General features: G+C 56.8%; 14 protein-coding genes and 1 pseudogene. 6 read left to right on the forward strand and 9 right to left on the reverse strand.

Features of this window, described 5'->3' with window-relative positions; all coding sequences use genetic code 11:
* Together AMR42_RS03195 and AMR42_RS03200 are read left to right on the forward strand one after the other, a co-directional pair.
* Window positions 1-2,289 (forward strand): peptidase domain-containing ABC transporter (locus AMR42_RS03195; RefSeq protein WP_099532033.1); only part of this gene is annotated, 2,289 nt, incomplete at its 5' end.
* A gap of 81 nt (window positions 2,290-2,370) precedes the next feature.
* Window positions 2,371-3,909, forward strand: a complete 1,539-nt coding sequence (locus AMR42_RS03200; RefSeq protein WP_099532034.1) for an HlyD family efflux transporter periplasmic adaptor subunit — start codon at window positions 2,371-2,373, stop codon at window positions 3,907-3,909.
* Window positions 3,910-4,227: 318 nt separating this feature from the next.
* Here the strand turns inward: AMR42_RS03200 and psaB are convergent, their stop codons facing one another.
* On the reverse strand, window positions 4,228-6,441 hold the full coding sequence (gene psaB, locus AMR42_RS03205) for a photosystem I core protein PsaB (protein ID WP_099532035.1): 2,214 nt from the start codon (window positions 6,439-6,441) through the stop codon (window positions 4,228-4,230).
* Window positions 6,442-6,515: 74 nt separating this feature from the next.
* Window positions 6,516-8,774 (reverse strand): photosystem I core protein PsaA, encoded by a 2,259-nt coding sequence (psaA, locus tag AMR42_RS03210; RefSeq protein WP_099532036.1) that lies wholly within the window; start codon window positions 8,772-8,774, stop codon window positions 6,516-6,518.
* 630 nt (window positions 8,775-9,404) lie between these two features.
* Between psaA and AMR42_RS03215 the strand changes: the two genes are divergently transcribed.
* On the forward strand, window positions 9,405-11,222 hold the full coding sequence (locus AMR42_RS03215; protein WP_143472912.1) for a hypothetical protein: 1,818 nt from the start codon (window positions 9,405-9,407) through the stop codon (window positions 11,220-11,222).
* 127 nt (window positions 11,223-11,349) lie between these two features.
* Here the strand turns inward: AMR42_RS03215 and AMR42_RS03220 are convergent, their stop codons facing one another.
* The 7 genes from AMR42_RS03220 to AMR42_RS03250 form a co-directional block, all read right to left on the reverse strand.
* Window positions 11,350-13,239 (reverse strand): glycosyltransferase family 39 protein, encoded by a 1,890-nt coding sequence (locus tag AMR42_RS03220; protein WP_199858073.1) that lies wholly within the window; start codon window positions 13,237-13,239, stop codon window positions 11,350-11,352.
* A 40-nt stretch (window positions 13,240-13,279) separates the two neighbouring features.
* Window positions 13,280-14,161 carry a glycosyltransferase gene (locus tag AMR42_RS03225; protein WP_099532038.1) on the reverse strand — a complete coding sequence of 294 codons (882 nt, stop codon included), beginning with the start codon at window positions 14,159-14,161 and terminating at the stop codon, window positions 13,280-13,282.
* A gap of 55 nt (window positions 14,162-14,216) precedes the next feature.
* The gene (locus AMR42_RS03230; RefSeq protein WP_099532039.1) at window positions 14,217-15,290 is read right to left on the reverse strand and encodes a glucose-1-phosphate thymidylyltransferase; all 1,074 of its coding nucleotides are present in this window, start codon (window positions 15,288-15,290) and stop codon (window positions 14,217-14,219) included.
* An 84-nt stretch (window positions 15,291-15,374) separates the two neighbouring features.
* Window positions 15,375-16,253: a dTDP-4-dehydrorhamnose reductase gene (gene rfbD / locus AMR42_RS03235; protein ID WP_099532040.1), complete on the reverse strand. Its 879-nt coding sequence runs from the start codon at window positions 16,251-16,253 to the stop codon at window positions 15,375-15,377.
* 12 nt (window positions 16,254-16,265) lie between these two features.
* The gene (gene rfbC, locus AMR42_RS03240) at window positions 16,266-16,823 is read right to left on the reverse strand and encodes a dTDP-4-dehydrorhamnose 3,5-epimerase (RefSeq protein WP_099532041.1); all 558 of its coding nucleotides are present in this window, start codon (window positions 16,821-16,823) and stop codon (window positions 16,266-16,268) included.
* A 263-nt stretch (window positions 16,824-17,086) separates the two neighbouring features.
* On the reverse strand, window positions 17,087-18,211 hold the full coding sequence (locus tag AMR42_RS03245) for a diguanylate cyclase (RefSeq protein WP_099532042.1): 1,125 nt from the start codon (window positions 18,209-18,211) through the stop codon (window positions 17,087-17,089).
* 1,060 nt (window positions 18,212-19,271) lie between these two features.
* A complete protein-coding gene (locus AMR42_RS03250; protein ID WP_099532043.1) occupies window positions 19,272-20,951 on the reverse strand; it encodes an Hsp70 family protein in 1,680 nt (559 codons plus the stop codon).
* A gap of 896 nt (window positions 20,952-21,847) precedes the next feature.
* On the opposite strand from AMR42_RS03250, the gene AMR42_RS03260 reads away from it, so the two are divergent.
* The 3 genes and pseudogenes from AMR42_RS03260 to AMR42_RS03270 all read left to right on the forward strand — a co-directional run.
* A complete protein-coding gene (locus AMR42_RS03260; protein WP_234406551.1) occupies window positions 21,848-22,393 on the forward strand; it encodes a thioredoxin family protein in 546 nt (181 codons plus the stop codon).
* The gene (locus tag AMR42_RS03265; RefSeq protein WP_234406553.1) at window positions 22,375-23,106 is read left to right on the forward strand and encodes a flavin prenyltransferase UbiX; all 732 of its coding nucleotides are present in this window, start codon (window positions 22,375-22,377) and stop codon (window positions 23,104-23,106) included. The genes AMR42_RS03260 and AMR42_RS03265 overlap by 19 nt, the downstream gene beginning before the upstream one ends.
* A 189-nt stretch (window positions 23,107-23,295) precedes the next feature.
* A pseudogene (locus AMR42_RS03270) lies at window positions 23,296-23,953 on the forward strand (hypothetical protein); the annotation flags it as partial.

Genomic DNA, 23,953 nt, shown 5'->3' on the forward strand with positions numbered 1-23,953 from the left:
GATATCGTCACCGGCAACGCCGCCCCCGTCACCGAACCGGCTCCCGTTGCGGCAGCTCCGGTTCCCGTTCCCGAAATTCCCTTCGCCCCCGAAAAACCGCCCGAACTCCCCCGAGAAGCCCTACTCACCCAGCCCGCCACCTATCCCCATGTGCGGGGGCGGGGGCCCGTCAACGGCACTCTGGCCTGCTTCCAGATGCTGAATGAATTCGTGCCCGGGTTGCAATTCCGCAAAGACCGGATTCGGCGGCTCCTGGAAGATCAACTGCGGGCCACCGGGCAAATCTCCATGCAGGTTTGCGGGGCGATCGCCCAAACCATCGGCTTTCGCCCCCAACTGATCCAAATTTCCGGTGTCTTGATCAATCGGCTGAAAGCACCCGCCCTCACCCCCTGGAAAGATAGCTTCGCCGTCATCTACGACATTTCCGAAACCCGCATCATCCTCGCCACCCCCGAAGAAGGCGTGATGCGCAAAACCCCCCAGCAGTTCCTAGAAAGCTGGGGCGAAAGCGGCATGGTGTTGCTTCTCGAAGCCCCCGTAGAAGAACTGCCAGAAAAATTCGGTCTCAGTTGGTTCGTTCCCTGGATCCTGCCTTACAAACGCGCCCTGATCGAAGTGGTCGTCGCGTCCTTCTTCGTTCAAACCTTCGGGTTGGTGCAGCCGATCATCACCCAGGTGATCATCGACAAAGTGTTGGGCCAAGGCAGCATCGAAACCATGGATGCCCTCGGCTTCTTCATGTTGGGTGTGGCCGTCTTTGAAGGGATCCTCAACATCCTGCGGACTTACCTGTTTGTCGATGCCATGAACCGAATCGACATGAACGTCGGTTCCGCCATCATCAGTCACCTGATGCGTCTACCCCTGGGCTACTTTGACGTGCGCCGGGTGGGTGAACTGGCGGGTCGGGTCAATGAGCGCGACAGCATTCGGAACTTCCTGACCGGCACGGCCCTCACCGTTTTCCTGAACGCCATCTTCTCGGTGATCTACATCGTGGTGATGGTGGTTTACAGTTGGCTGCTCACCTTGGTGGCCCTGGCGGTCGTCCCCATCTTAGGCGGGATTATCGTCTTTGCCGCCCCGATCATCCGCCAACTCATTCGTCGCCAAGCGGAACGCCGCGCCGACGTGGACTCCTACATGGTGGAAGTGATTTCCGGGGCCCAAACCGTCAAGGCCCAAAACATCGAAACCAAGGTGCTGTGGCAGTGGCAAGAGCGCTACGCCCGCATGATCCAGGCAAACTTCAAAACGATCATGACCGGCACCACGATCGGGGGGGCCACCTCCTTCCTGAACAGCCTGTCTACCCTAGCCCTGCTCTGGGCGGGGGCCTATTTGGTGATTGGCAACCAAATCACCCTGGGGCAATTGATCGCCTTCAAAATCCTGGCCGGAAACGTCACGGGTTCCCTCCTCAGCCTGGTGGGTGCTTGGCAACAGGTGCAGGAGATTTCAATTTCTGTGGAACGTCTGGCGGATATTGTTGACAGCCAACCGGAGTCCAGCGATGCCGATCGCGACAATATCCCCATGCCGGAATTGGTCGGCTCCGTCAAGTTCTCCGACCTCTCCTTCCGCTTTGCAGAAACGGGGCCCTTGCAGCTAGCCAACGTCAATCTCGACTTTGCCCCGGGCACTTTTGTAGGAATTGTGGGGGAATCCGGTTCCGGGAAATCCACCCTCATGAAACTCCTCCAGCGGCTGTACGCTCCCACCGCTGGCTACATCCAAATTGATGGCTACGACATCAGCAAGGTAGAACTCTACTCCCTGCGCCGACAAATCGGGATGGTGCTGCAAGACACCCTTCTGTTTACGGGCACGGTGCAAGAAAACATCATGTTGGCCAACCCGGATGCCACCACTGAGGAAGTGATTCACGCCGCCAAGGTGGCCGCCGCTCATGACTTCATCATGCAGTTGCCCAACGGCTACAACACCGTGGTTGGGGAACGGGGAACCGGGCTTTCTGGGGGACAACGACAGCGGATTGCGATCGCCCGTACCGTTTTGCAACAGCCCAAACTCCTGATTTTGGACGAAGCCACCAGCGCCCTGGACTACAACTCAGAACGTCAGGTTTGTAATAACCTGGCCGTTGAGTTCCGAAACCGCACGGTGTTCTTCATCACCCACCGCTTGAACACGGTTCTGAACGCAGACTCCATCATCCTGATGGATAAGGGGGCCGTGGTTGAACAGGGAACCCACGAGGAATTGATGGCTATGAAGGGTCGCTACTATTGCCTGTTCCAACAACAGGAGGGGTCGTTTAGCTAGCGATTCCCCCCGTCCTCACCCCGTTTGTTTGTAACCCGTCAATCCTTTCAGTCCTTTCAGTCTGCTATTTGGTGAAACTCAATGCTAAAGGCCTTTATCGAACGGGAAGAGCAACCGGTCTTGCTACAACGGCCGGCATTGCTCGCCAGTGGATTTATTTGGTTGATTGTGACCTTTGTGGTCGGCGGCATCACTTGGGCCGCAGTGGCCCAGATTGACCAGTCCGTCCCGGCGGCCGGTAAGTTGCAGCCCAAGGACTCCACAAAACCGATCAAAGCACCGGCCGGCGGGGTGGTGCGGGAAATTGTGGTCAAAGACGGCGAACGGGTCGAAAAGGGCCAATTGCTCGCCACCTTTGACCCCACGGGGCAGGCGGCGGATGTGCAATCCCTGAAGGCCAACCAGGACTCTCTCGAACGCCAAAAGCAACTGATTCGAGCGGAGGCCGCTGGCTTGGGCTTAACCCGCGAGGGCCAGGCTAGTATTATTGACCTTCAACGCAACCGAGCTGTGCGAGTGGCGGAAAATATCTATCTGCGGGCGCTGCTGCGGGGCGATCGCGCGGCTCCGGCTGGCCAAGCCGGTCGTTTAGCAGAAAACCGCGCGGCCCAAGCTTCTCGACTGTCGCAACTGCAATCGCGCGTGGCGGAACTGAACTCGCAAATCAACGAATTGCGCAGTGATGTGGCCAACACTCGCGCCCAACGACGGGCCATCCAAATTCGATTGGGACAGGCCCAAGAACGCCTGAATATCAATGAGGGAATCATCGCTGATTTGCAGCCCCTCGTTGAAGAAGGGGCCGTTGCCCGACTGCAATTCAAGAACCAACAGCAGGCTGTGCTGTCGAATGCTGATGCGGTGGCAACCCTAGAGGGGCAAATCGCCAGTTTGAATGAGCAAGAAGCTCGCCTCATGGCTTCCATGCAAACCAAGCAGGCGGAAATTGGGACGCAGTTGGCGGAAATTCGCACCACCCAAACCAGTTGGGCGGCGGATTTGGAAAACCGCATTGCGGACAACGATCGGGCGATCGCCGACATCGACACCCAGTTGGCGAAGTCCCGTCTGGATAACCGCCGCCAGGATGCCAACGTGGTCGGTCAGCTTGCCCAGGTTCAAAGCCAATTGGTGAAAGCAGAGCAAGCGGTACGCTATCAAGAACTACGCGCCCCCATTGCTGGCACGGTTTTTGATATTAAGGCCAGCGGCCCGGGCTATGTGGCCAGCCCCACGGAACCGATGCTGAGCATTGTGCCCGATGGCGAGTTGGTGGCATCGGTTTATGTAACCAACAAGGATATCGGGTTCGTGGAAGTGGGAATGCCAGTGGAGGTGAGTGTGGACACGTTCCCTTCACTGGAATTTGGCAGCATCAAGGGGAAATTAGTCTCGATCGGGTCGGATGCCCTAGCACCCACCCAAGAGCGCCCCACCTATACGTTTCCCATTCGGATTGAGCTGGAACGGCAGACCCTGAAAACCAATCGGGGCTTGGAGTTAAAGATTCAAGCCGGGATGTCAGTTTCGGCGCGGATCAAGACCCGCAAGCGATCGGTTTTGGATATCTTCCTGGGGCAATTTAAGTCGCGTGCTGACAGCTTCGAGACGGTGCGCTAAGCTCCATCCTCTTTCAAACAATCAGGACTGAAATGGCAAGCGGGGCGAAGGCAGGGCAACCTGTGCGCCCCGCTTTTGCATGGGTCTTTTCTTGAATCCGTGGAGACTTACATCATTCAAGCGATCCAGCGATCCTGAATCGATCGCCCTAGGTCTCCAGAGATTGCAGCGCCCTACCAAGCGAGCCATTGGAACGAGCCATTGGAATCTGAATCGATTGAATTGAATTGAATCGATCGCCCCATTCTGCAATAGCAAAATCCCCCAATCTCAACGAGACCGGGGGATTTTTGCTAGTTACCTAGGAGGCAATCAGATTTAGCCGAACTTGCTCGAAGTTGAGGCGATCAAGAAGGCTGCGTAGGTCACGAAGTAGCCAACGGTGAAGTGGGCCAAACCAACCAAACGAGCTTGCACGATCGACAGGGCCACCGGCTTGTCCTTCCAGCGAACCAGGTTCGCCAGCGGAGTGCGCTCATGCGCCCAAACCAGGGTTTCGATCAATTCTTGCCAGTAACCGCGCCAGCTAATCAGGAACATGAAGCCCGTTGCCCAGATCAGGTGACCGAACAGGAACATCCAAGCCCAAACAGCGAGGTTATTCATGCCATAGGGGTTGTAGCCGTTGATCAACTGCGACGAATTCAGCCACAGATAATCGCGGAACCAGCCCATCAGGTAAGTCGAGGACTCATTGAATTGAGCCACGTTGCCTTGCCACACGCACAGGTGCTTCCAGTGCCAGTAGAAAGTGATCCAGCCGATCGTGTTCAGCATCCAGAACATGGCCAGGTAGAACGCATCCCAAGCCGAGATGTCGCAAGTACCGCCACGGCCGGGACCGTCGCAAGGGAAGCTGTAACCAAAGTCCTTCTTGTCGGGCATCAGCTTGGAGCCACGGGCATCCAAAGCACCCTTGACCAGAATCAAGGTGGTGGTGTGCAGACCCAGAGCGATCGCATGGTGAACCAGGAAGTCGCCAGGGCCGATCGTCAGGAACAGCGAGTTAGCGTTGCTGTTGATTGCTTCCAACCAACCGGGCAGCCACACATCGCCATGGTTCGGCCAAGCCGTCGCCGCCAAGCTATCGGGGTTCGACAGCAGCGTATCGAAGCCATAGAGCAGTTTGCCGTGAGCCGCTTGAATCCATTGAGCGAAAACGGGTTCGATCAGGATTTGCTTCTCAGGCGTACCGAACGCCACAACCACATCGTTGTGAACGTACAGGCCCAGGGTGTGGAAACCGAGGAACAGCGAGACCCAGCTCAGGTGCGAGATGATCGCTTCTTTGTGCTGGAGCACGCGATCGAGCACGTTGTTCTTGTTCTGGGCGGGATCGTAATCACGCACCAGGAAGATTGCGCCGTGGGCAAACGCACCCACCATCAGGAAGCCAGCAATGTACTCGTGGTGAGTAAACAGGGCAGCCTGGGTCGTGAAGTCCTTCGCAATGAAGGCATACGACGGCATCGAATACATGTGCTGAGCCACCAACGAGGTCACAACACCCAGCGAAGCCAGGGCCAGAGCCAGTTGGAAGTGCAGCGAGTTGTTCAGCGTATCAAACAGACCCTTGTGAGCGTCGCCCAGCTTGCCCGAAGGCGGCTTGTGCGCTTCCAAGATTTCCTTGATGCTGTGACCAATACCAAAGTTGGTACGGTACATGTGACCGGCGACGATGAAGATCACCGCGATCGCCAGGTGGTGGTGAGCAATATCCGTCAGCCACAGGGCTTCCGTTTGAGGGTGGAAACCGCCCAGGAAGGTCAAGATTGCGGAGCCAGCCCCTTGAGCCGTGCCAAACACATGGCCAGCCGTATCGGGGTTCTCGGCATACACGCCCCAGTTACCGGTGAAGAAAGGAGCCAAACCAGCCGGGTGAGGAGCCACCGACAGGAAGTTATCCCAACCCACATGCACACCGCGCGATTCAGGAATCGCCACGTGCACCAAGTGACCCGTCCAAGCCAGCGACGACACACCGAACAGACCCGCCAAGTGGTGGTTCAGACGCGATTCTGCGTTCTTGAACCAGGAGAGGCTGGGGCGGAACTTGGGTTGCAAGTGCAGCCAACCGGCAAACAGCATCAAAGCCGCCAACACCAGCAGGAACACAGCGCCCTGGTACAGGTCGCCCACAGTGCGCATCCCGATCGTGTACCACCAGTGGTAAACGCCAGAGAACGCAATGTTCACGGGGCCCGAAGCACCACCTTGGGTGAACGCATCCACAGCCGCTTGGCCAAAGTGCGGATCCCAAATTGCGTGGGCGATCGGACGGACGTTCAGGGGATCTTTCACCCACTGCTCAAAGTTGCCTTGCCAGGCCACATGGAACAGGTTGCCCGAAGTCCACAGGAAGATGATTGCCAGGTGACCGAAGTGCGACGCGAAAATCTTTTGATAAAGATTTTCTTCCGTCATGCCATCGTGGCTTTCAAAGTCGTGGGCTGTGGCAATCCCGTACCAGATCCGCCGCGTCGTGGGATCAGCGGCGAGATCCTGGCTAAATTTTGGGAATTTGGTTGCCATAAGTCCTGTTTTTGTCTTAATCCTCGTTGCCGAAGTCGCGTCTCGACCTCAGATGCAATCCGGGGCTAAAGGGATTAGCCGCTGACCGAAATAATTCGAGCCAGGAAGAACGACCAAGTGGTCACAATGCCGCCAAGCAGGTAGTGAGCAACACCCACCGCACGACCCTGAGTGATGCTCAGAGCACGGGGTTGGATTGCCGGAGCCACCTTCAGCTTGTTGTGCGCCCACACGATCGACTCAATCAGTTCTTGCCAGTAGCCGCGACCGCTGAACAGGAACATCAGGCTGAACGCCCACACAAAGTGAGCACCCAGGAACAGCAGACCATAGGCCGACAGAGCCGAACCATAGGAGGTGATCACCTGCGAAGCTTGCGCCCACAGGAAGTCACGCAGCCAACCATTGATGGTAATGGCGCTTTGAGCGAAGTTGCCCGCCGTGATATGAGCCACCGACCCATCAGGGTTCACCGTGCCCCACACATCCGATTGCATCTTCCAGGAGAAGTGGAAGATCACAATCGACAGCGAGTTATACATCCAGAACAGACCGAGGAACACGTGATCCCAACCGGACACTTGGCAAGTACCGCCACGACCCGGACCATCGCAAGGGAACCGGAAGCCCAAGTTCGCCTTATCGGGGATCAAGCGAGACGAACGCGCATACAGCACGCCCTTCAGGAGAATCAGCGCCGTCACGTGAATCGTGAACGCATGGATATGGTGAACCATGAAGTCCGCCGTACCCAGGGTGATCGGCATCATTGCCACCTTGCCACCCACCGCCACGATGCCGCCGCCAAAAGCGTGGCTGACGATTTCCAAGGCATTAGGAGCCGTGTTACCAGGCGCAAGGGCGTGCAGGTTTTGCACCCATTGCGCAAACACCGGCTGCAACTGAATACCGGTATCCGAGAACATGTCTTGGGGACGACCCAAAGCACGCATCGTGTCGTTGTGGATGTACAGACCGAAGCTGTGGAAGCCCAGGAAAATGCACACCCAGTTCAGGTGCGAGATGATCGCATCGCGGTGACGAATCACGCGATCGAGCAAGTTATCAACGTTCTTCGCCGGATCGTAGTCACGAACCATGAAGATCGCCGCGTGAGCGCCAGCACCCACGATGCAGAACGCGCCAATCCACATGTGGTGGGTGAACAGCGAGATCTGCGTCGGGTAATCCGTCGCAATGTAGGGGTAAGGGGGCATCGCGTACATGTGGTGCGCGATCACAATCGTCAGCGAACCCAACACAGCCAAGTTAACGGCCAGTTGCGCATGCCACGAGGTATTGAAGATTTCGTAGAGACCCTTGTGGCCTTGGCCGGTGTAAGGGCCCTTGTGGGCTTCCAGGATTTCCTTCATGGAATGACCAATGCCCCAGTTCGTGCGGTACATGTGACCAGCCACGATGAAGAGCACCGCCAAAGCCAAGTGGTGGTGAGCCGTATCCGACAGCCACAGACCACCAGTGACGGGGTTCAAACCGCCCTTGAAGGTGAGGAAATCGGCGTAAGCGCCCCAGTTCAGCGTGAAGAAGGGGGTCAGACCCTGAGCAAAGCTCGGGTAGATCTCCGCCATCAGATCCTTGTTTTGGATGAATTCATGGGGCAGCGGAATATCCTTCAGCGCCACACCCGAATCCAGCAGGTGGTTGATGGGCAGAGAAACGTGGATTTGGTGACCAGCCCAGCTCAAGCAGCCCAAGCCCAGCAAGCCTGCCAGGTGGTGGTTCATTGCCGATTCGACATTTTGGAACCATTCCAGCTTGGGTGCTGCTTTGTGGTAGTGGAACCAGCCAGCAAACAGCATCAGGGCAGCCATCACCAGCCCACCGATCGCGGTCACATAGAGTTGATCGCCATTGGTGAAACCGGCGGCCCGCCACATTTGGAAGAGACCGGAGGTGATTTGAATACCGTGGAATCCACCGCCCACGTCGCCATTGAGGATTTCTTGGCCCACAATCGGCCAAACCACTTGGGCGCTGGGTTTGATATGAGTCGGGTCGCTCAACCAGGCTTCGTAGTTCGAGAAGCGTGCACCATGGAAGTACATGCCGCTCAACCAAACGAAAACCACGGCCAAGTGGCCGAAGTGAGCGCTAAAAATTTTGCGCGAAACGTCTTCTAAGTCGCTGGTATGGCTATCAAAATCGTGAGCGTCAGCGTGGAGGTTCCAGATCCAAGTCGTCGTCTTGGGACCCCGAGCCAAAGTTCGATCAAAGTGACCCGGCTTGCCCCACTTCTCGAAAGAAGTCGGAACCGGATTCTTATCAACCGAGACCTTGACTTTTGCCTCTCGCTCTGGAGGGCTAATCGTCATCGAGATTCTCCTCTCTCAAGACAGGAAACGAGGACTATCCACCCGGCTGGCCTTCGCAGCGCCCCAAGCAGGGGGGTACAGCGGGTCAGCGATGGTGTTGATCACGGCTTGGATAGCAGGGATCAAGACACGCATCACAGCCAGATTGCCTGGAATTCCCGTCGCATCTAGCTCGCAGTGAACGACCGGGGTGGCTTCTCTCTTGAAGATTATAGACGTGGGTTTTCAAGGGACTTGAGGGGGTTAACAATATTTCAAAATCCGTAAAGCCTCATCCCATGAGGCATTGGAGCTTTTTTATTCAGTAGTAAGATCCAGAAAGTTAGGTTTATAAACTTTACAAACAGTTTGATTAAGAATTGCAAAGCATCTGAGGTCGAGTTGGGTAGTTCTTTGTGGTAAAGGCTGGAAACCGCGGCCCGGCTATGGTTCTCGGATACACTGGACTCGATTTCAAATCGCCTTCAGATCGCAAATTTCGCAGATTTCGCAAGTTTTCCAAATTCTGCATTGCCTAGGTTTGCTTAGGATCGCCTAGGTCATATCAGTTCCTATACCCATTACTGAAGATTGCAAAGAGGTAACGAGATGAGGTGGCTCGGGGCGCTGGGTCGAGGGCTAGGGCGGCGAATGGTCTGGGGATGCGTGGTGTTGGTCTGGGGATGCCTCCTGTTGCCGATCGGGGGATGCGCCAAGGAGCCACCGCCGCTGGCGACGGCCACGCCGCCTAAACCCAATCAAGGCAAGGTGGTGGGGGCCATTGATGAGGTAGCACCACCATCGATCGTGCAGCGATTGAATCGGGAGTTGGATCGCTATCAACCCCAGGTGCAGATCATTGCGCCAAGACCTGATGAAACCCTGACGCAAACACAGGTGGCGGTGCAGTTGCGGGTGCAGGATTTGCCGCTATTTAAGGATGAAGCGCTGGCCGCTGGGCCACATTTAAAGCTGATGTTGGACGATCGCCCGGTGGCAGAGATTTTTGATGTCACGGATCCGATCACGATTAGCGACTTAACGCCGGGAACCCACACAATTCGGGCCTTTGCGGAACGTCCCTGGCATGAAAGCTTTAAGAATGATGGGGCCTATGCTCAGGTGTCTTTCCATGTGTTTGCAAAAACCCAAACCCAGGTTCCCGACGCAGGCCGGCCACTGCTGACCTATAACCAACCGATCGGGACGGTAGGCACGGAGCCGGTGTTGCTGGACTTTTACTTGACCAATGCACCGCTGCATCTGCTGGCTCGGGAGCGGGATGATGATGAGATTGTGGATTGGAAGGTGCGGGTGACGGTCAATGGCGACAGCTTTTTGCTGGATGATTGGCAGTCTATTTATTTGAAGGGATTCCGTCGGGGCAAAAACTGGGTGAAGTTGGAGCTGATCGACGATCGGGGAGAGCTGCTGGAGAATGCGTTTAATGAGTCGGTGGCGCTGGTGGAGTTTGACCCCAACCAGACGAGCGCGATCGACCGACTGCTGAAGGGTGCGTTGCCGGAGTCGGAAGCTCGGGCGCTGATTGACCCAACCTATGAGCCACCGGCCCCGGAACCGAAACCAGTGACCGCGCCTGAGCCGATCGCGCCGATCGCGCCGTTGCCGCAAGACCTGCCGGCCGTGACCGAAGAATCAAAGACCGAAGCGCCAAAGACCGAAGCACCGGAGGCGGTCGCCCCAGAATCAGAACCGGCGGCCCCGTCGATGGAAGAGGTCGAGCCAGAGGACGCAGGCGACGAGAAGGCAACAAATAACGACACGATCACCCCGGGTGAGACCCTAGCTCCACAGCCCAGTGCTGTGACTCCGGCGGAGGCCGCCGCTCTGGCTCCAGAACCGGAAACGGTGATTCCGGAAACGACCGAGGAGTCAGCGATCGTTAACCTGCCTGCGGCTCCGGAACCGGAGCCAATGCCGGAACCCAGTGCCGAGCCAGCTAGCCCAGAGCCAGCTAGCCCAGAGCCACCGGATGCAGCCCTGCCTCAAGCAGAGGCCCAGAGAATCGACCGTTCCCTGAGCGAAGACCGCGAAGAGTCTGCTTCGCCAGCATTGGTGAGCGAACCGGAGCCGGAAGCTGCTCCACCGGACGTGATTGCACCAGCGGAGGCAACAAAGCCGGAACCAGCAGCAACGGAAGTTCCCACCACGGAGCCGATCGAACCGGCAACCCAACCGGAACCGGCAGCGGTGGCTACACCCAAGTCAGCGCCTCCAACAGAAGAAAAACCGCCGATTGTGCTTGAGTCGATCGAGCCGGTGACCCCGGAGCCGATCGTTGAGCCAACGCCATCGGACACCCCATCGGCCACGGCAACGCCCGATCGCCCCCTCAAGGGCTTGCGCAAACAATTCCTGAAGTGGCTGAAACAGACTCAACAGCAGTTGCCGGATGATTTGAACCTGCCCTTCGACATCAAGCAAGTGCCGATTCCCTCGGGTGATTAGGCAACAATCCCAATCCAGACAGCCCCCAGCTAGGCAGGTCAAATCTAGACAAGGGGCAAAACCAAGCCAGACAAGGGGTTGAAACCCCTTGTCTCATCAAGCACTTTCTAGCGCTGAACCTTGCGGGTTAATCGTCTGGATCGGTGGGCGGTTGGTGGTTGGCGAAGGCACGCCGATCGACCCGGAATAATTGATAGGAACCCGCGGCGGCGATCGGTTGGCCCACTTGGTCTAAACCGGTTTCCGCCAATTTTTTGCGATCGCCCAACAACAACACCGTGGTCGGTTTGGGGTTGGGGTTAATTTTGAGCGCTTCCCGCTCTCCTTCAATTAACGGGGTCGCCCGTTGGGAGAAGTTAACGATTTGCTGGGTGTAGAACACCACACTCGGTTTGGCAAACCCCACCATCATCAACTCTTCCTCCGGTTGCCGCACCCGAATTACGTCCGCCGACAGGATCCGCAGGGGCAATTGACGTTGGGAATCGAGGGCAAAGGTCACCGGCACGATCGTGCCCACGAAAAACAGCACGCCACCAACCCATGTGATCAGCCACAGCCAGCGATAGCGTCGCCGGTAAATCATCACTGCACCAAAGACAGCAGCGATCGCCCAATCGATCGCCCCCCGCGTAATGGCTCCGGATTCGATCAGCACCTCCCGAATTCGGGGCATGGTTGGATCCTTGATCAACGGGAGCCAGAGGTTTTGGGCACTGAGGGCGATCGCTAAAATGCCCATCACGACGACGGCAGCGATCGCCGTGCGGTGGAATCCCGGCGACACCACATCTTCCGTGGCGATCGGCGGTTCGCTCAAACCCGGTCGAGGCATCGATCGACGCGGGGCCAAGTCTCCACTCAGCAAGTCCCGCCACAGCAGCGCCACTAGCAATCCACCGGCCGGCATCAGAGGCACGACATAGCTGGGCAACTTGGTCACAGCGATCGTGAAAAAGCCAAACACGCCCAAAAACCAAGCGCCCGCAAACAGAGGCAACCGCTCCGCGCGCGATCGCCGTAGCCACCACTTGCGCCGCCACAGTTCCAGCCGGCCCAGGGCGATCGGTAGATAGACCGACCAAGGCGCAAAGCCCCAAGCCACCACAATGAAATAGAAGAACCAGGGAGCCGAATGCTGGTTGACCACGCGGGTGAAGCGATCGATGTTGTGGTAACCAAAGAAGGATTCAACGTAAGCATCCCCATTGGCCAAAATCACCAGCACAAACCAGGGCACGGATAGCAGCGCCACCAGAAGCAAACCCCAGAGCGGCTTCGCTTCCTTCCAGAGCAGCTTGAATTCTCCGAGATATAGCCCAAAAGCCAGAATAATCAGCCCCGGCAGCACCACCCCGATCGGCCCTTTGGTGAGCACGCCGAGGGCCATGGCCAGGTAGCAGCCCCCATAGGCCAGGGTTTTGACCTGGGGGCGATCGCTGGCATAGCCCCAAAAGAAGGCCAGCAGGGCGGTGCTGATGCAGCCGGTGAGCAACATATCGGACACGCCAACCCGGCCCCAGATGATCATGTGGGGTGAAAAGGCGATCGTCCCAGCCCCGATCGCCCCCACCAGCCAGGGTCGCCAGGGAAACTGTTGGCGCGCTTCGCCAGTGACGGAAAAGCGCCAGAGGGTGGCAAAGGCCAGCCCGATCGTGGCCAGGGCCGCCAATCCTGAGGGCAACCGCACGGCCCACTCATTCACGCCCAAAATTTTGTAGGCGATCGCGGTCAGCCAATAGATCAGCGGGGGCTTGTCGAAGCGGGTGGCTCCGTTGAAATAGGGCGTGATCCAATCGCCGGTGACGGTCATTTGGCGAGCCGCTTCCGAAAACATCGGCTCCGTTTCGTCCACCAGCCCCACGCTGCCCGAGTGCCAAAACAGGGCGATCGCCCAAACCAGCAGCACCCAAGCCAGGCCCAGCCAGCCCCGCCCCCGATCGTCCAAAGCCGCCAGCCGCCCCATCCAAGAGCGCAACGGCTCCGGCAGCGATCGAGTTAAGCGCAAGTCCAGCATAGGTTTCCGAAAAAGTGGGCCAAGCAAGTCGAGCTTTACTTTAGCGCCGTGGGGAGCCGTTGCGTGTGGATCGCCAACTTTGCCAAGCATCGGCCACACCTTGGAGCTTGGCGCGCGATCGGGCGGGATGCTGCGGCCACTGGGCGATCGCGCTGATCAAAATCCGCGCCAACCGATAGACCAGGGCCCAACGACTGCCATGAATCGCCAGGGCCAACAGATAGCCCCCGATCGACCAGCGCAGTTTCCGCTCTGGCTCGCGGCCCGTGACCGTCGAGGTGGCATGAATCACCCGCAGGCTTGGGGCAATCGCCACCGGGTAGCCTTGGCGGGCATAGCGGCGGCAAAACTCGAAATCTTCGTAATACAAAAAGAAGCGGCGATCGAACTGGGGCAAAACTCGAAACGCCGCCAAATGAATCAACAAGCTGCATCCACTGACCCAATCCGTGGGCTGAATTTTGGGATCGGTGGGGGCTTCTTGGGTGATCGGCTCGATGAGACCCGATCGCCGATCAAACCGGCCGCCCCGAAACTCCGGCCGGCCGTCGGGTTGATCGATCGCCGTGCCCAAAATTGCCCAATCGGCTTGACTCAGGAGCGATCGGACCGCCGCCATCGTCCCCGCCGGTAGCCACGCATCGGGATTAATCAGCCAAACGATCGCCCCTGGATCGCGATCGGCCACCCAGGCGATCGCCCGGTTGCAGGCCCGCCCAAATCCCAGATTTCCGCCGGTTTCCAGGATTGTGCAATGGGCAAATTCAGTGCTGAAGGCATCAAGCGATCGATCCTCCGGTGAATTATTGACAATCAGGATTTGATAATTCTGATCGGGGCTGTCTTGGGCAAGCGATCGTAATAATTGGGCGATCGATTCCCCACACCAATAATTCACAATTACAAAGTAAAGAATCGGCATTTCGCCCCATCTCGTAGGGGCGCACCGCCGTGCGCCCTCAATTAGCTTCACCCCATTACGTTAATTCGATATGGGAGTCATCGCCGATCATGAAGCGGAGGGCTTTCGGGCGTTTTGGCCCCACGTGGAGTTTCACCCGTTGACCGATCACGCTGTCGATAATTCGCTCCGTTACGCCCACAATTTCCGCCCCTTCCAAGACCACGCTGTGATCCAAATCCACATCCACCAAATGGGCGCGATCGCTGATGCTGCTGTAGGGGCCAATGTAGCAATTCTCGATCGTGCAATTCTCGCCAATCACCGCCGGGCCGCGCACCGTGGAATTAACGACCTTTGAGCCTTTACCAATTTCCACCCGCCCGATAATTTTGCTCGATTCATCGACTTCGCCATAGTTCCAAGGCTGCAAATCGGTGTCCAGAATAATCCGGTTGGTTTCTAGCAAATCATCCTTTTTACCGGTGTCCAACCACCAACCTTCAAGGGTGCAAGCCTCAACGGTTTTGCCCGTGTCAATTAGCTTTTGAATCGCATCGACAATTTCCAATTCGCCCCGGGCTGAGGGTTGAATTTGGGCGATCGCCTCGTGAATCACGGGCTGAAAGAAATAAATCCCCACCATCGCCAAATTCGAGGGAGGATTTTTCGGTTTTTCCACCAACCGAATCACTCGGCCTGCCGCGTCCACTTCCGCTACCCCAAAGGCACGCGGATCGGGCACTTCTCGCAGGATAATTACCGAATCCACACCGGGCTTTTTGAATTGATCGATAAACTGCCCCAAATCCGCTTGGATCACGTTATCGCCCAAATACATAATGAATGGCGAGTCACCAAGGAATTCTTGCCCCACGGAAACTGCATGGGCCAGCCCCGACGGATGCTCTTGCAAAATATAGGTAATGTTTGCGCCAAACCGACTGCCATCGCCAGTTTTTTCGCGCACTTCATCGCCGGTTTCCGGGCTGATAATAATCCCAATATCGGTAATGCCTGCCGCCACAATTCGCTCGATGCCATACCAAAGAATTGGCTTATTGGCCACCGGCACGAGCTGTTTTGCGCCCGTATAGGTTAGGGGTCGCAGGCGGGTTCCTTTGCCACCCGAAAGAATCAAGGCTTTCATGTTGTTAACTCGCTGCGATCGCGGTTGAGTAATCGTTGGGGGGCAAGGGGCTTAAGCCCCTTGTCTATTACGGTGGGAATTAATCTAGCGGTTCAGCAGTTCTGGCAGCATTTTGCGGAGGCTGGCCCGCCAATGGGGAGCCGGACTGCCGAGCAACGCCGCCAATTTGCCGCCCCACAGCACCGAATAGGAGGGGCGCTGGGCTGGGGTTGGGTAATCCTCCGTGGCGATCGGGACGATCCGTTCCACCGCAAGTTCCAGCCCCAGGGCGCGGGCCTCTTCGATGATCGCCACGGCAAAGTCATACCAGCTAACGGCCCCGCTGTTGGTGTAGTGGTAGACCCCGGCGGTGTCGGCATCCAGGCAGCCGGCAAGCTGCCCGATCGCCCCGGCCAAGTCCCGCGTCCAGGTGGGCGAACCGATTTGATCCGCCACCACCCGCAGCTCCGGGCGATCGGTCGCCAGCCGAATCATCGTTTTCACAAAGTTGCCGGTTTTGCCCGCGCCATAGACCCAGGCGGTACGGACGATCGCGCTCTGGTTCGGGGCTGTGGCTAAGATCGCCGTTTCCCCCGCCAACTTCGATCGCCCGTAGCTGCCCAGCGGATCGGTGGGGTCGGTTTCCCGGTAGGGTCGCCCCTGCTGTCCGTTGAACACGTAATCCGTGGACACATGGATCAGCCGCCCGCCCAAATCCTGGGCCGCTTGGGCCAAAATTCCGGGAGCCGTGCCGTTGACGGCGATCGCCAAGTCAGCTTCGGTTTCCGCCTTGTCCACGGCCGTGTAGGCGGCGGCGTTCACAATCAAATCCGGCTGAAGCGCCATCACCGCGTCGTAGAGCGTGGCGGTGTCGGCCAGGTTGACCCGATCGCGCCCGGCCGCCGTCAGCTCCCCGATCGCCCCCAACACCGGTTGCAGGGCCTCGCCCAACTGCCCCTGTGCGCCCGTCAATAAAATCCGCATGGTTCCGCGATCCTAGATTTGCCCGTACTCAAACAGATCTGCTTCCGCCAAGGGTTTGGCCGCCTGGTCTTTGCCCGACAAAATCGGTTCATCATCCAGGTTCCAGGCAATATTGATTTGCGGATCGTTCCACAAAATCGAGCGATCGCCCGCTGGGCAATAGAAATCCGTCGCCTTATAGAGCAATTCCGCTGCGTCGGTCAGGGTGAGGAACCCATGGGCGAATCCCGGCGGAATCCAGAGTTGGCGCTTGTTTTCGGCACTCAGCTCATAGCCCACCCATTGACCAAAGGTGGGCGACCCGCGCCGAATATCCACCGCCACATCAAACAGCGCCCCGGCTCCAGCCCGCACCAATTTGCCCTGAGGTTGTTGCACCTGGTAGTGCAAGCCGCGCAGCACGTTTTTGACGGACTTGGAATGGTTGTCCTGCACGAAGGTCACATCAAGGCCGGTTTTTTCAGCGAAGGTGCGACTGTTGAAGCTCTCATAAAAAAAGCCGCGATCGTCTCCAAAGACCCTCGGCTCAATCAGCAAAACATCGGGAATCTCGGTCGGCGTGACGTTCATGGCGCTGGGGATCGCTCAAAACCGGCCTGAGACTACCACAGACCGGCAACAGACCGGCAACAGAACCGATCGCAAATTGCGAGCGATTAACTCTGGGTGGTTAATTCTGGGCAGCGAATTCTGAGCCGCTGATTTTGGGCGGTTAATTCTGGGCAGCAAATTCTGAGCCGCTGATTTTGAGCCGCTGATTTTAAGTCGTTGATTTTGGGGGATGAATGCTCAGGGATCGAAGCACCCAGCCTTTGGCAACTGGTTAGCTGGCCCTAACTCTCCAAGAGATAGCGCTTGCAGTAGGTATTGCGCCCTTGCTGTTTGGCCTCATAGAGGGCCGCATCGGCGGCGGCGATCAGATTTTGGGGAGTATTGCCCATTTTGGGAAACTGACAGGCTAAGCCCAAACTGATCGTGACCCAGGGGCTAGCTTCCGATCGCTCGTGGGGAATTTTTAAATTCTCGATCGCCCGTCGCAGTCGATCGATCACCTCCACTGCCATCGTCAAGTCCGTGTCTGGCAACAGAATCGCGAACTCTTCCCCCCCATAGCGAGCCACCAAATCCGTCGCCCGGCGTGTGCCATCCTGCAAGGTGCGGGCCACTTGAATCAAACAATCGTCGCCCGCTTGATGACCGTAATGGTCGTTGAAGCGCTTGAAATAGTCCACATCACAGAGCACCAACGACATTGGACGATGATCCTGGGCCAGGCGTTGCCACTCGCGATTAATCGTGGTGTCAAAGCAGCGGCGGTTTGCCACCTGCGTCAGGCCGTCGCTGGTGGCCAGGCGCTCCAGTTCCAAATTCACCGTCAACAGCGTGGCTTCCACCCGCTGCCGCTCCGCCACCTCCCGCTCCAGTTCTTCATTTTTGGCGCGTAACTGCCGGGTCAAGTCCAAAAGCCGCAATTGCAGCTCAATACGGGCCAAGACTTCTTCTTTTTGGAAGGGCTTGATGATGTAGTCCACTGCGCCCAGTTCCAACCCTTCGAGCTTGCTGGACAAGTCCGAAAGGCCCGTCATGAAGATCACGGGCACATCCCAGTCAGGGTAAAGGGTTTGCAAAGCGCGATAGGTCTCAAACCCGTTCAGCTTTGGCATCACCACATCCATCAAAATCAGGTCAGGATGATCCTTAGGTGGCACATTTTGCAGATATTCAAGGGCCAGTTGACCGTTTTCAACACTTTGAATGCGAAATTTCTTGAAGCGCATCAGGTAGCGCCGCAACAGATCCACGTTGTCGGGAGTGTCGTCAACGATCAACAGTGAGTAGTGTTTGCGGCTGGACTCCATGTCTGGCGATGCGATCGGGTGGGAGAGAGGACTGGATGAGAGTGATGGGTAACTGGCCGCAACATTGGCATCGGTGCGGGCGGTGATCGAATTGCGCATTCTGACAGGTGATCCTCACTCAGCACGACTGGATTCTGCTGCACTGGAGTGATGCAACTAGGGGGGGCGATTCACCCCGCTTCAGCACTCCAGAGCGCTGTTGGTTACCCCCTAACTCAAACTCCTGAATAGCACTATTTTTGGCAATCGATCGCGTTTCGAAAGCGATCGCGGTCAATGGACAGGAATGATATGCACCAAGAGACAACTAGCTCCGATGGGTGATGAGCGCACTGGGATTGGGATCCATGGGCCAAGGACTAGTGGTGATCGATGCTGAAAAATTTCTAACCCCCCAAATTCCTAAGACCTAAAGCGCTAGTGGTTGATATCAGTCGGGTTGCAGGTGGAGTTTGTTGAATCTTTCATCCTGCTTCAGCGACTTTCAGGTCAAATTTCCCTCAACTAAGTCAGGTTGGCTGGATCAAGCGGCGACAACAATCGAAACAATAGTCGGAAATTGATTGTAAAAAATGACACAACCAGACCCCGGGAAAGCCCTAAAGACACCCTAGGTTTAGCCATGGCAATTTCGGTTCCCCAACCCAAAATCGAGGACGCACGATCGGGATCAGGGCGATCAAAATTGGGAGACCAGTCAACAGTTACAACGTGAGCAAGGGATAGGCAGAAACCGTCAATTGTTGTTGATCTTGGGTTGGGTTTGGAACTTCTGAAGTTACCCTTACCCACCCCAAGTACCTAATGGTTTGCTAACGGCCTTTTGGGATCTAGCTTACCCATTAGAAGTTGCGAGGTTTCAAACTATCCCGAACTCAGGTGAATTCAGCATAGGAGCTTAGACCACATCGGAGTTCTATTGCATCCAATAGCACCCAATGAAGCCCAATGCAGCCAAGACTGAAGTTGAATGTTTTATCTTGCTCATGCTAACGAATACGAGTCAATACTCGCCAACCCTTGCACATCGTGCCCCAATGTGGCCTGTCAGTTGGGGGAGCTGCGAGCTGGCGAAACACCCCTTGGGCTGCCCATGGCACTGGTTCAGGGATGAATAGGGATTAACAGCAAGTTCAGGGATGGCGGGACTTACCAGAACTTAACTCAGTTGGGCGATCGGGCATTGGTTGAGCAGGGTGCGATCGCTCAGTAAGTCTTCAACGGTAACTCGCAAGGTGCGATCGGCATCCACTTCAAAGGCCACCCGAATTCGGTCAATGCCAGGCATTCCAGGCGGATCCAGTTGAGCCAAACTGCGTGCGCCATCCCGATCATTTAGCGGTTGCACTGAGGCTTGGCCACCGATGGTTTTGGTGACCAATCGATCGCCATCAAAGAAGATTTCGGTGCGCTGTTCTTCGTCGCCCAATTCTCCAAGGATCAGTTCAATTTGGGGCTGATTTTCAATGGAGGCTCCCAAGAGCAATTCCACGGGCTTGGCGGTGGGATAAGGCTGACCTTTGGGGATGATGGGATGCCAACTGTGGCGTTTTTCCCGTTGGTTCCAATAGCGAATTCCGTAGCCGTGATAGAGAAAATCGCGCACTTCTAAGCCGCTGGCCAGTTTCAAGGCTCCTTGGGCGATCGCTTCAAAGGGGCGATCAGTGGCAACTTTTTCGGCAGGGAAATAGTTACGAATCCAGGACTGAATGGCAGGAATTTGGCTAGTGCCACCTACTAATAACACCGCTTCGATCGACTGGGGTTCTAGTCCCTGGCGAATGGCTTGCTGAAAAATTTGATCTAACGCGCGATCGAGTTGTTGAAACAGACCCCGATCGCGCAAAATGGCTTCCAATTCTGTGCGTGAAAGGCTTAGTTCTAGACTATTAAACGTCGCGTCATCAAAGTAGACTTCCTGGGCTGTTTCCTGATGCGAAAGGGCAATTTTGACCCGCTCCGCCAATCGCAGCAAAATTGGCGTTTTCTGGAAGGAATGACCCGCGAGATTGCCCGAAGAATTACCCAAGGCATTGCCTGGCAAATCCACCGCAGATTGCTGTTGACTCCAATAGTCCACAATCCAGTTATCCAAATCGGATCCGCCCAAGTTTAAGCCTGCTTTGGCCAAAACCCTGGCGGTTTTCACGGTTTGTTGGGAATCCTCGATGGCGCGGTTCCCCCACTTCAACAAAAACCCCAAGGGCCGGCCAGCACTAGTGGCACTGGGGCGATCGAGCCGCACCAGGGACAGATCCAACGTGCCGCCACCAAAGTCCACCACCAACACCAAGTCCCGATCGCCTGCGCCATAGCCCAAAGCCGCCGCTGTTGGCTCATCCAGCAAACGCACCTGTTCAATTTGCCCCAAGGCCGACTGGGCGATCGCCCGGGTTAACCAATTGCGGTATTGCTCAAAACTATCCACCGGCACGGTCAAAATCAGTTGTGACCCAGCCCCTGCACCGCCCAAAAACTGCTGCTCTGTCAGGGCGCGGGCGATGGCATCTAAAAACCACTGCCCCGCCTGCTCAAAATCCACCGATCGCCCGTCTAACTCGGGCACAAATCCTTGGACGGCGGTTCCGATCCCCCGTTTGAATCCCCGAAATAAGCGCCCATCGGCCAATTGATCCAGCCCCCGATCGCGCACTGCTTGACCAGCCACCACCTGACCTTCGGCCGCCTGGGCCACGTACAACAGGCTGGGAATGAGCGGCGGGTTGGGAGACTGTCGCACCGAAAGTCCACTGAGATCCAGGGTTTCGGGATTGCCGGTTACGGGGTTGAGATAGGTCACCACCGTGTTGCTGGTTCCAAAGTCGATCGCAATGGTCATGGCAGTGGCAAAGGTGCAATAGGGTGCGTTGGGTCATGAATCCATGGCTCAGCCGACAACCAGCCAACCAACCGGGAGCAAGCCATGCTGGGGATTCAGAACTCCAATTCGGTATTGTGCCAGTTTCCCAACGGGTTTCCCAATGGCCTTTTGCCGCTGCCTTTCCCCACTGCTTTCTCCAAATTTTGGTCTCAAGCATGGCCTCAGGTGCTGCCCAAACCCCGATCGCCCCAATTTCCCGAGCCATTCGCGATCGGTTTCTGTTTTCCGCATCCCTCGGCCCAATTCTTGCGGAGTGCGATTTAATGCCAAGACTTGCGAATTAATTGCGTAATTTCACTTAGATATTTTACAAAGCGCCCGATCGCCCGGCAAATCCTGACAAATTCCGACGAATTGTCCATCCCATCCTGACTTGCAACCCCCTACTGAAATCTCGCAATCCGAAATTGAGATCTTGCAGAGAGCTTGCATGGCATGGCCGATCCATGACTTGCCAAGGCTTGCCCATCCTGAGCCTTACTGAGCCGCTGATTTCGGAACTAGAAACCAACCGATCGCGCCCGCATGGCAGGGTGAATCTAGGGCAAATCCGTAGCCAATCCTGAGCCAAGCCGGAATCTCAACGACGACAGCCGATCGCACGTTGCTTCAAGGCCGCTTCAACATTGCACACCCCGAGATCGACCCAAGATCGCAAGTTCATGAATTCCCATCCTGGCGCAAACGGCTTAGGGTTCTTGAGGTTAAATGATTCCAGCGCACGAATCTGGCCGAATCCTCGTAGAATCAATGGAAGTGTGCTTCCGGATAGACGGCTCTCGGCGAAGTGGCACCCCCTCGCTGAGACCCCCAGCAAACTAGCCGTCTGAGCGCGGCGCAACTGGCTTACCCCCATGCTTATGGAACGTATCGGAAAATACGCCCCCGATTTTGAAATTCCTGGGGCCGATGGCAAAGTACACCACTTTGCGACCTATCTCGGTCAATACAAAGCGGCGGTGGTGATTTTCATGTGTAATCACTGCCCCTACGTGGGGATGTATCTCGATCGGCTGAAGGCTCTGCAAGCGGAATTTGAGCCACAGGGCGTAACGCTCATCGGGATCAATGCCAATGATGCCAATCAGTTCCCCGAAGATAGCTTTGATGCAATGAAGGTCTTTGCTCGGGAGCGGGGGCTGAATTTTCCCTACCTGTGGGATCCCACCCAGGATGTGGCGGACTGCTTCGGGGCCAAGAAAACGCCCCAGGCTTTTTTGGTGGATGCCAACAGCGTGATGCGCTACATTGGCGCAGTGGATGACAGCCCCCAGGATCCATCCGTTGTCACGCAGGCTTATTTGCGGGATGCGATCACCAGTTTTTTGGATGAACAGCCGATCGCGATTGCCTTCACGGAGGCGATCGGTTGTTCTGTGAAATGGCGGACTGGCCGATGACCGGCAGCGTTGAGCACACAGAACTTAGCCCCAACCTCTCCCCAAATCTTGATCAATCTCAATCGCGCGATCGAGCGGATCAGCGACCGTTGATTTTGGGAGTTTCGGGAGCTTCGGGCTTGATCTACGCGGTGCGGGCCCTGAAGTGGCTGTTAACAGCGAACTACGCGATCGAACTGGTAGCTTCCAAGGCGGCCCACATGGTTTGGCAGTCAGAAAACCAAGTGCAGATGCCCCTTGAACCCTTGACCCAGGAAGCTTTTTGGCGATCGCAGGCCGGCGTGTCCACCGGAGGGCGGCTCATCTGCCATCGTTTCGGCAACGTGGGGGCGACCATTGCCAGCGGTTCCTATCGCACGTTGGGCATGGTGGTGATGCCTTGCAGCATGAGCACCGTGGGCAAATTGGCAGCGGGTTTAAGCAGCGATCTCCTGGAGCGGGCCGCCGATGTGCAACTAAAGGAGGGGCGACCGCTGGTGTTAGTCCCTCGGGAAACCCCTTGGAGCTTGATTCACTTGCGGAACCTGACCCAGTTGGCCGAGGCCGGCGCGGCGATCGTGCCGGCCATCCCCGCTTGGTATCACCAACCGCAATCGATTGAGGACTTGGTGGATTTTGTGGTGGCCAGGGCGCTCGATCGCCTGGCGATCGACTGTGTGCCTCTCCGGCGCTGGCAAGGGGGCAACGAAACGCCCGAAGACTTGCCGGGCTAAACCCCCTTGTTGAACTTTTTGCAGCCATTCTCATTTTTCAGGGATTCCCAATTACAAACCCAAGGCCAGACCGCTCCGCATCCCTCCTCCGGCGGAAGCACTCCCATCGGCCCCAATCCAAGCTAGGTTGGTTGAACGGCCAGGTCACGAAACAGCTAAGGTCGTCCGGAGAAGGAGAGAGAGCGGGTAATGGCGCGCCTGTTGGGATTGCTACTGTTGGTGGTGGGGTTGCTGTTGTTAGCAGCTCAAAACCCCTTGCCCCTGCTGCCTTTGGTGGTGTTTGGCCGGCCGATGGTGGCTTTGCCGTTGGGGTGGTGGCTGGCTGGGGCGGTGGCTGCGGGGGCCGCAACGATGGGCCTGATTGGCCTGTTGGTTCAATTGGGCCGGCCGCCTCGCCGTCCGGTGATCGATCGACGGCCAGCCCCTGAATCCGAGCAGTCTCGATCGCCCCGTCAGCGTTTGATTAATCAGCCCTTAGGCGATGAGTTGGAGGACGAGTGGGGCAGCGGGGAATCGGCCAACGAGGGCCAAGCGAAAGGTCAACCGGGCAACGCCTCTTGGCGATCGCGCCTGTTTTCCCTGCAAGCGGAACCGCGCCCTTCTGCAACTGCCGCCGAACTGGAGCAGGAATTGGCCGATTGGACTGTGCCCGATCGCCCGCAGAAGGGTTGGAATCACGATCCAGAGTGGGATGAATGGTCAGAAGCGGCTTCCGACAGCAACCGAACCCAGCCGAGTCCGCCCCGATCGAACCCATCGCCGCCTCAGGATCGTCCCCGATCGACCAATCGGATCGATCGCCCCTTTGACCCCGACCCGGCCCCGGCCCTGTCTCTTCTACACATCT

This window comes from Limnothrix sp. PR1529 (genome assembly GCF_002742025.1).
Classification (GTDB): Bacteria; Cyanobacteriota; Cyanobacteriia; order CACIAM-69d; family CACIAM-69d; genus CACIAM-69d.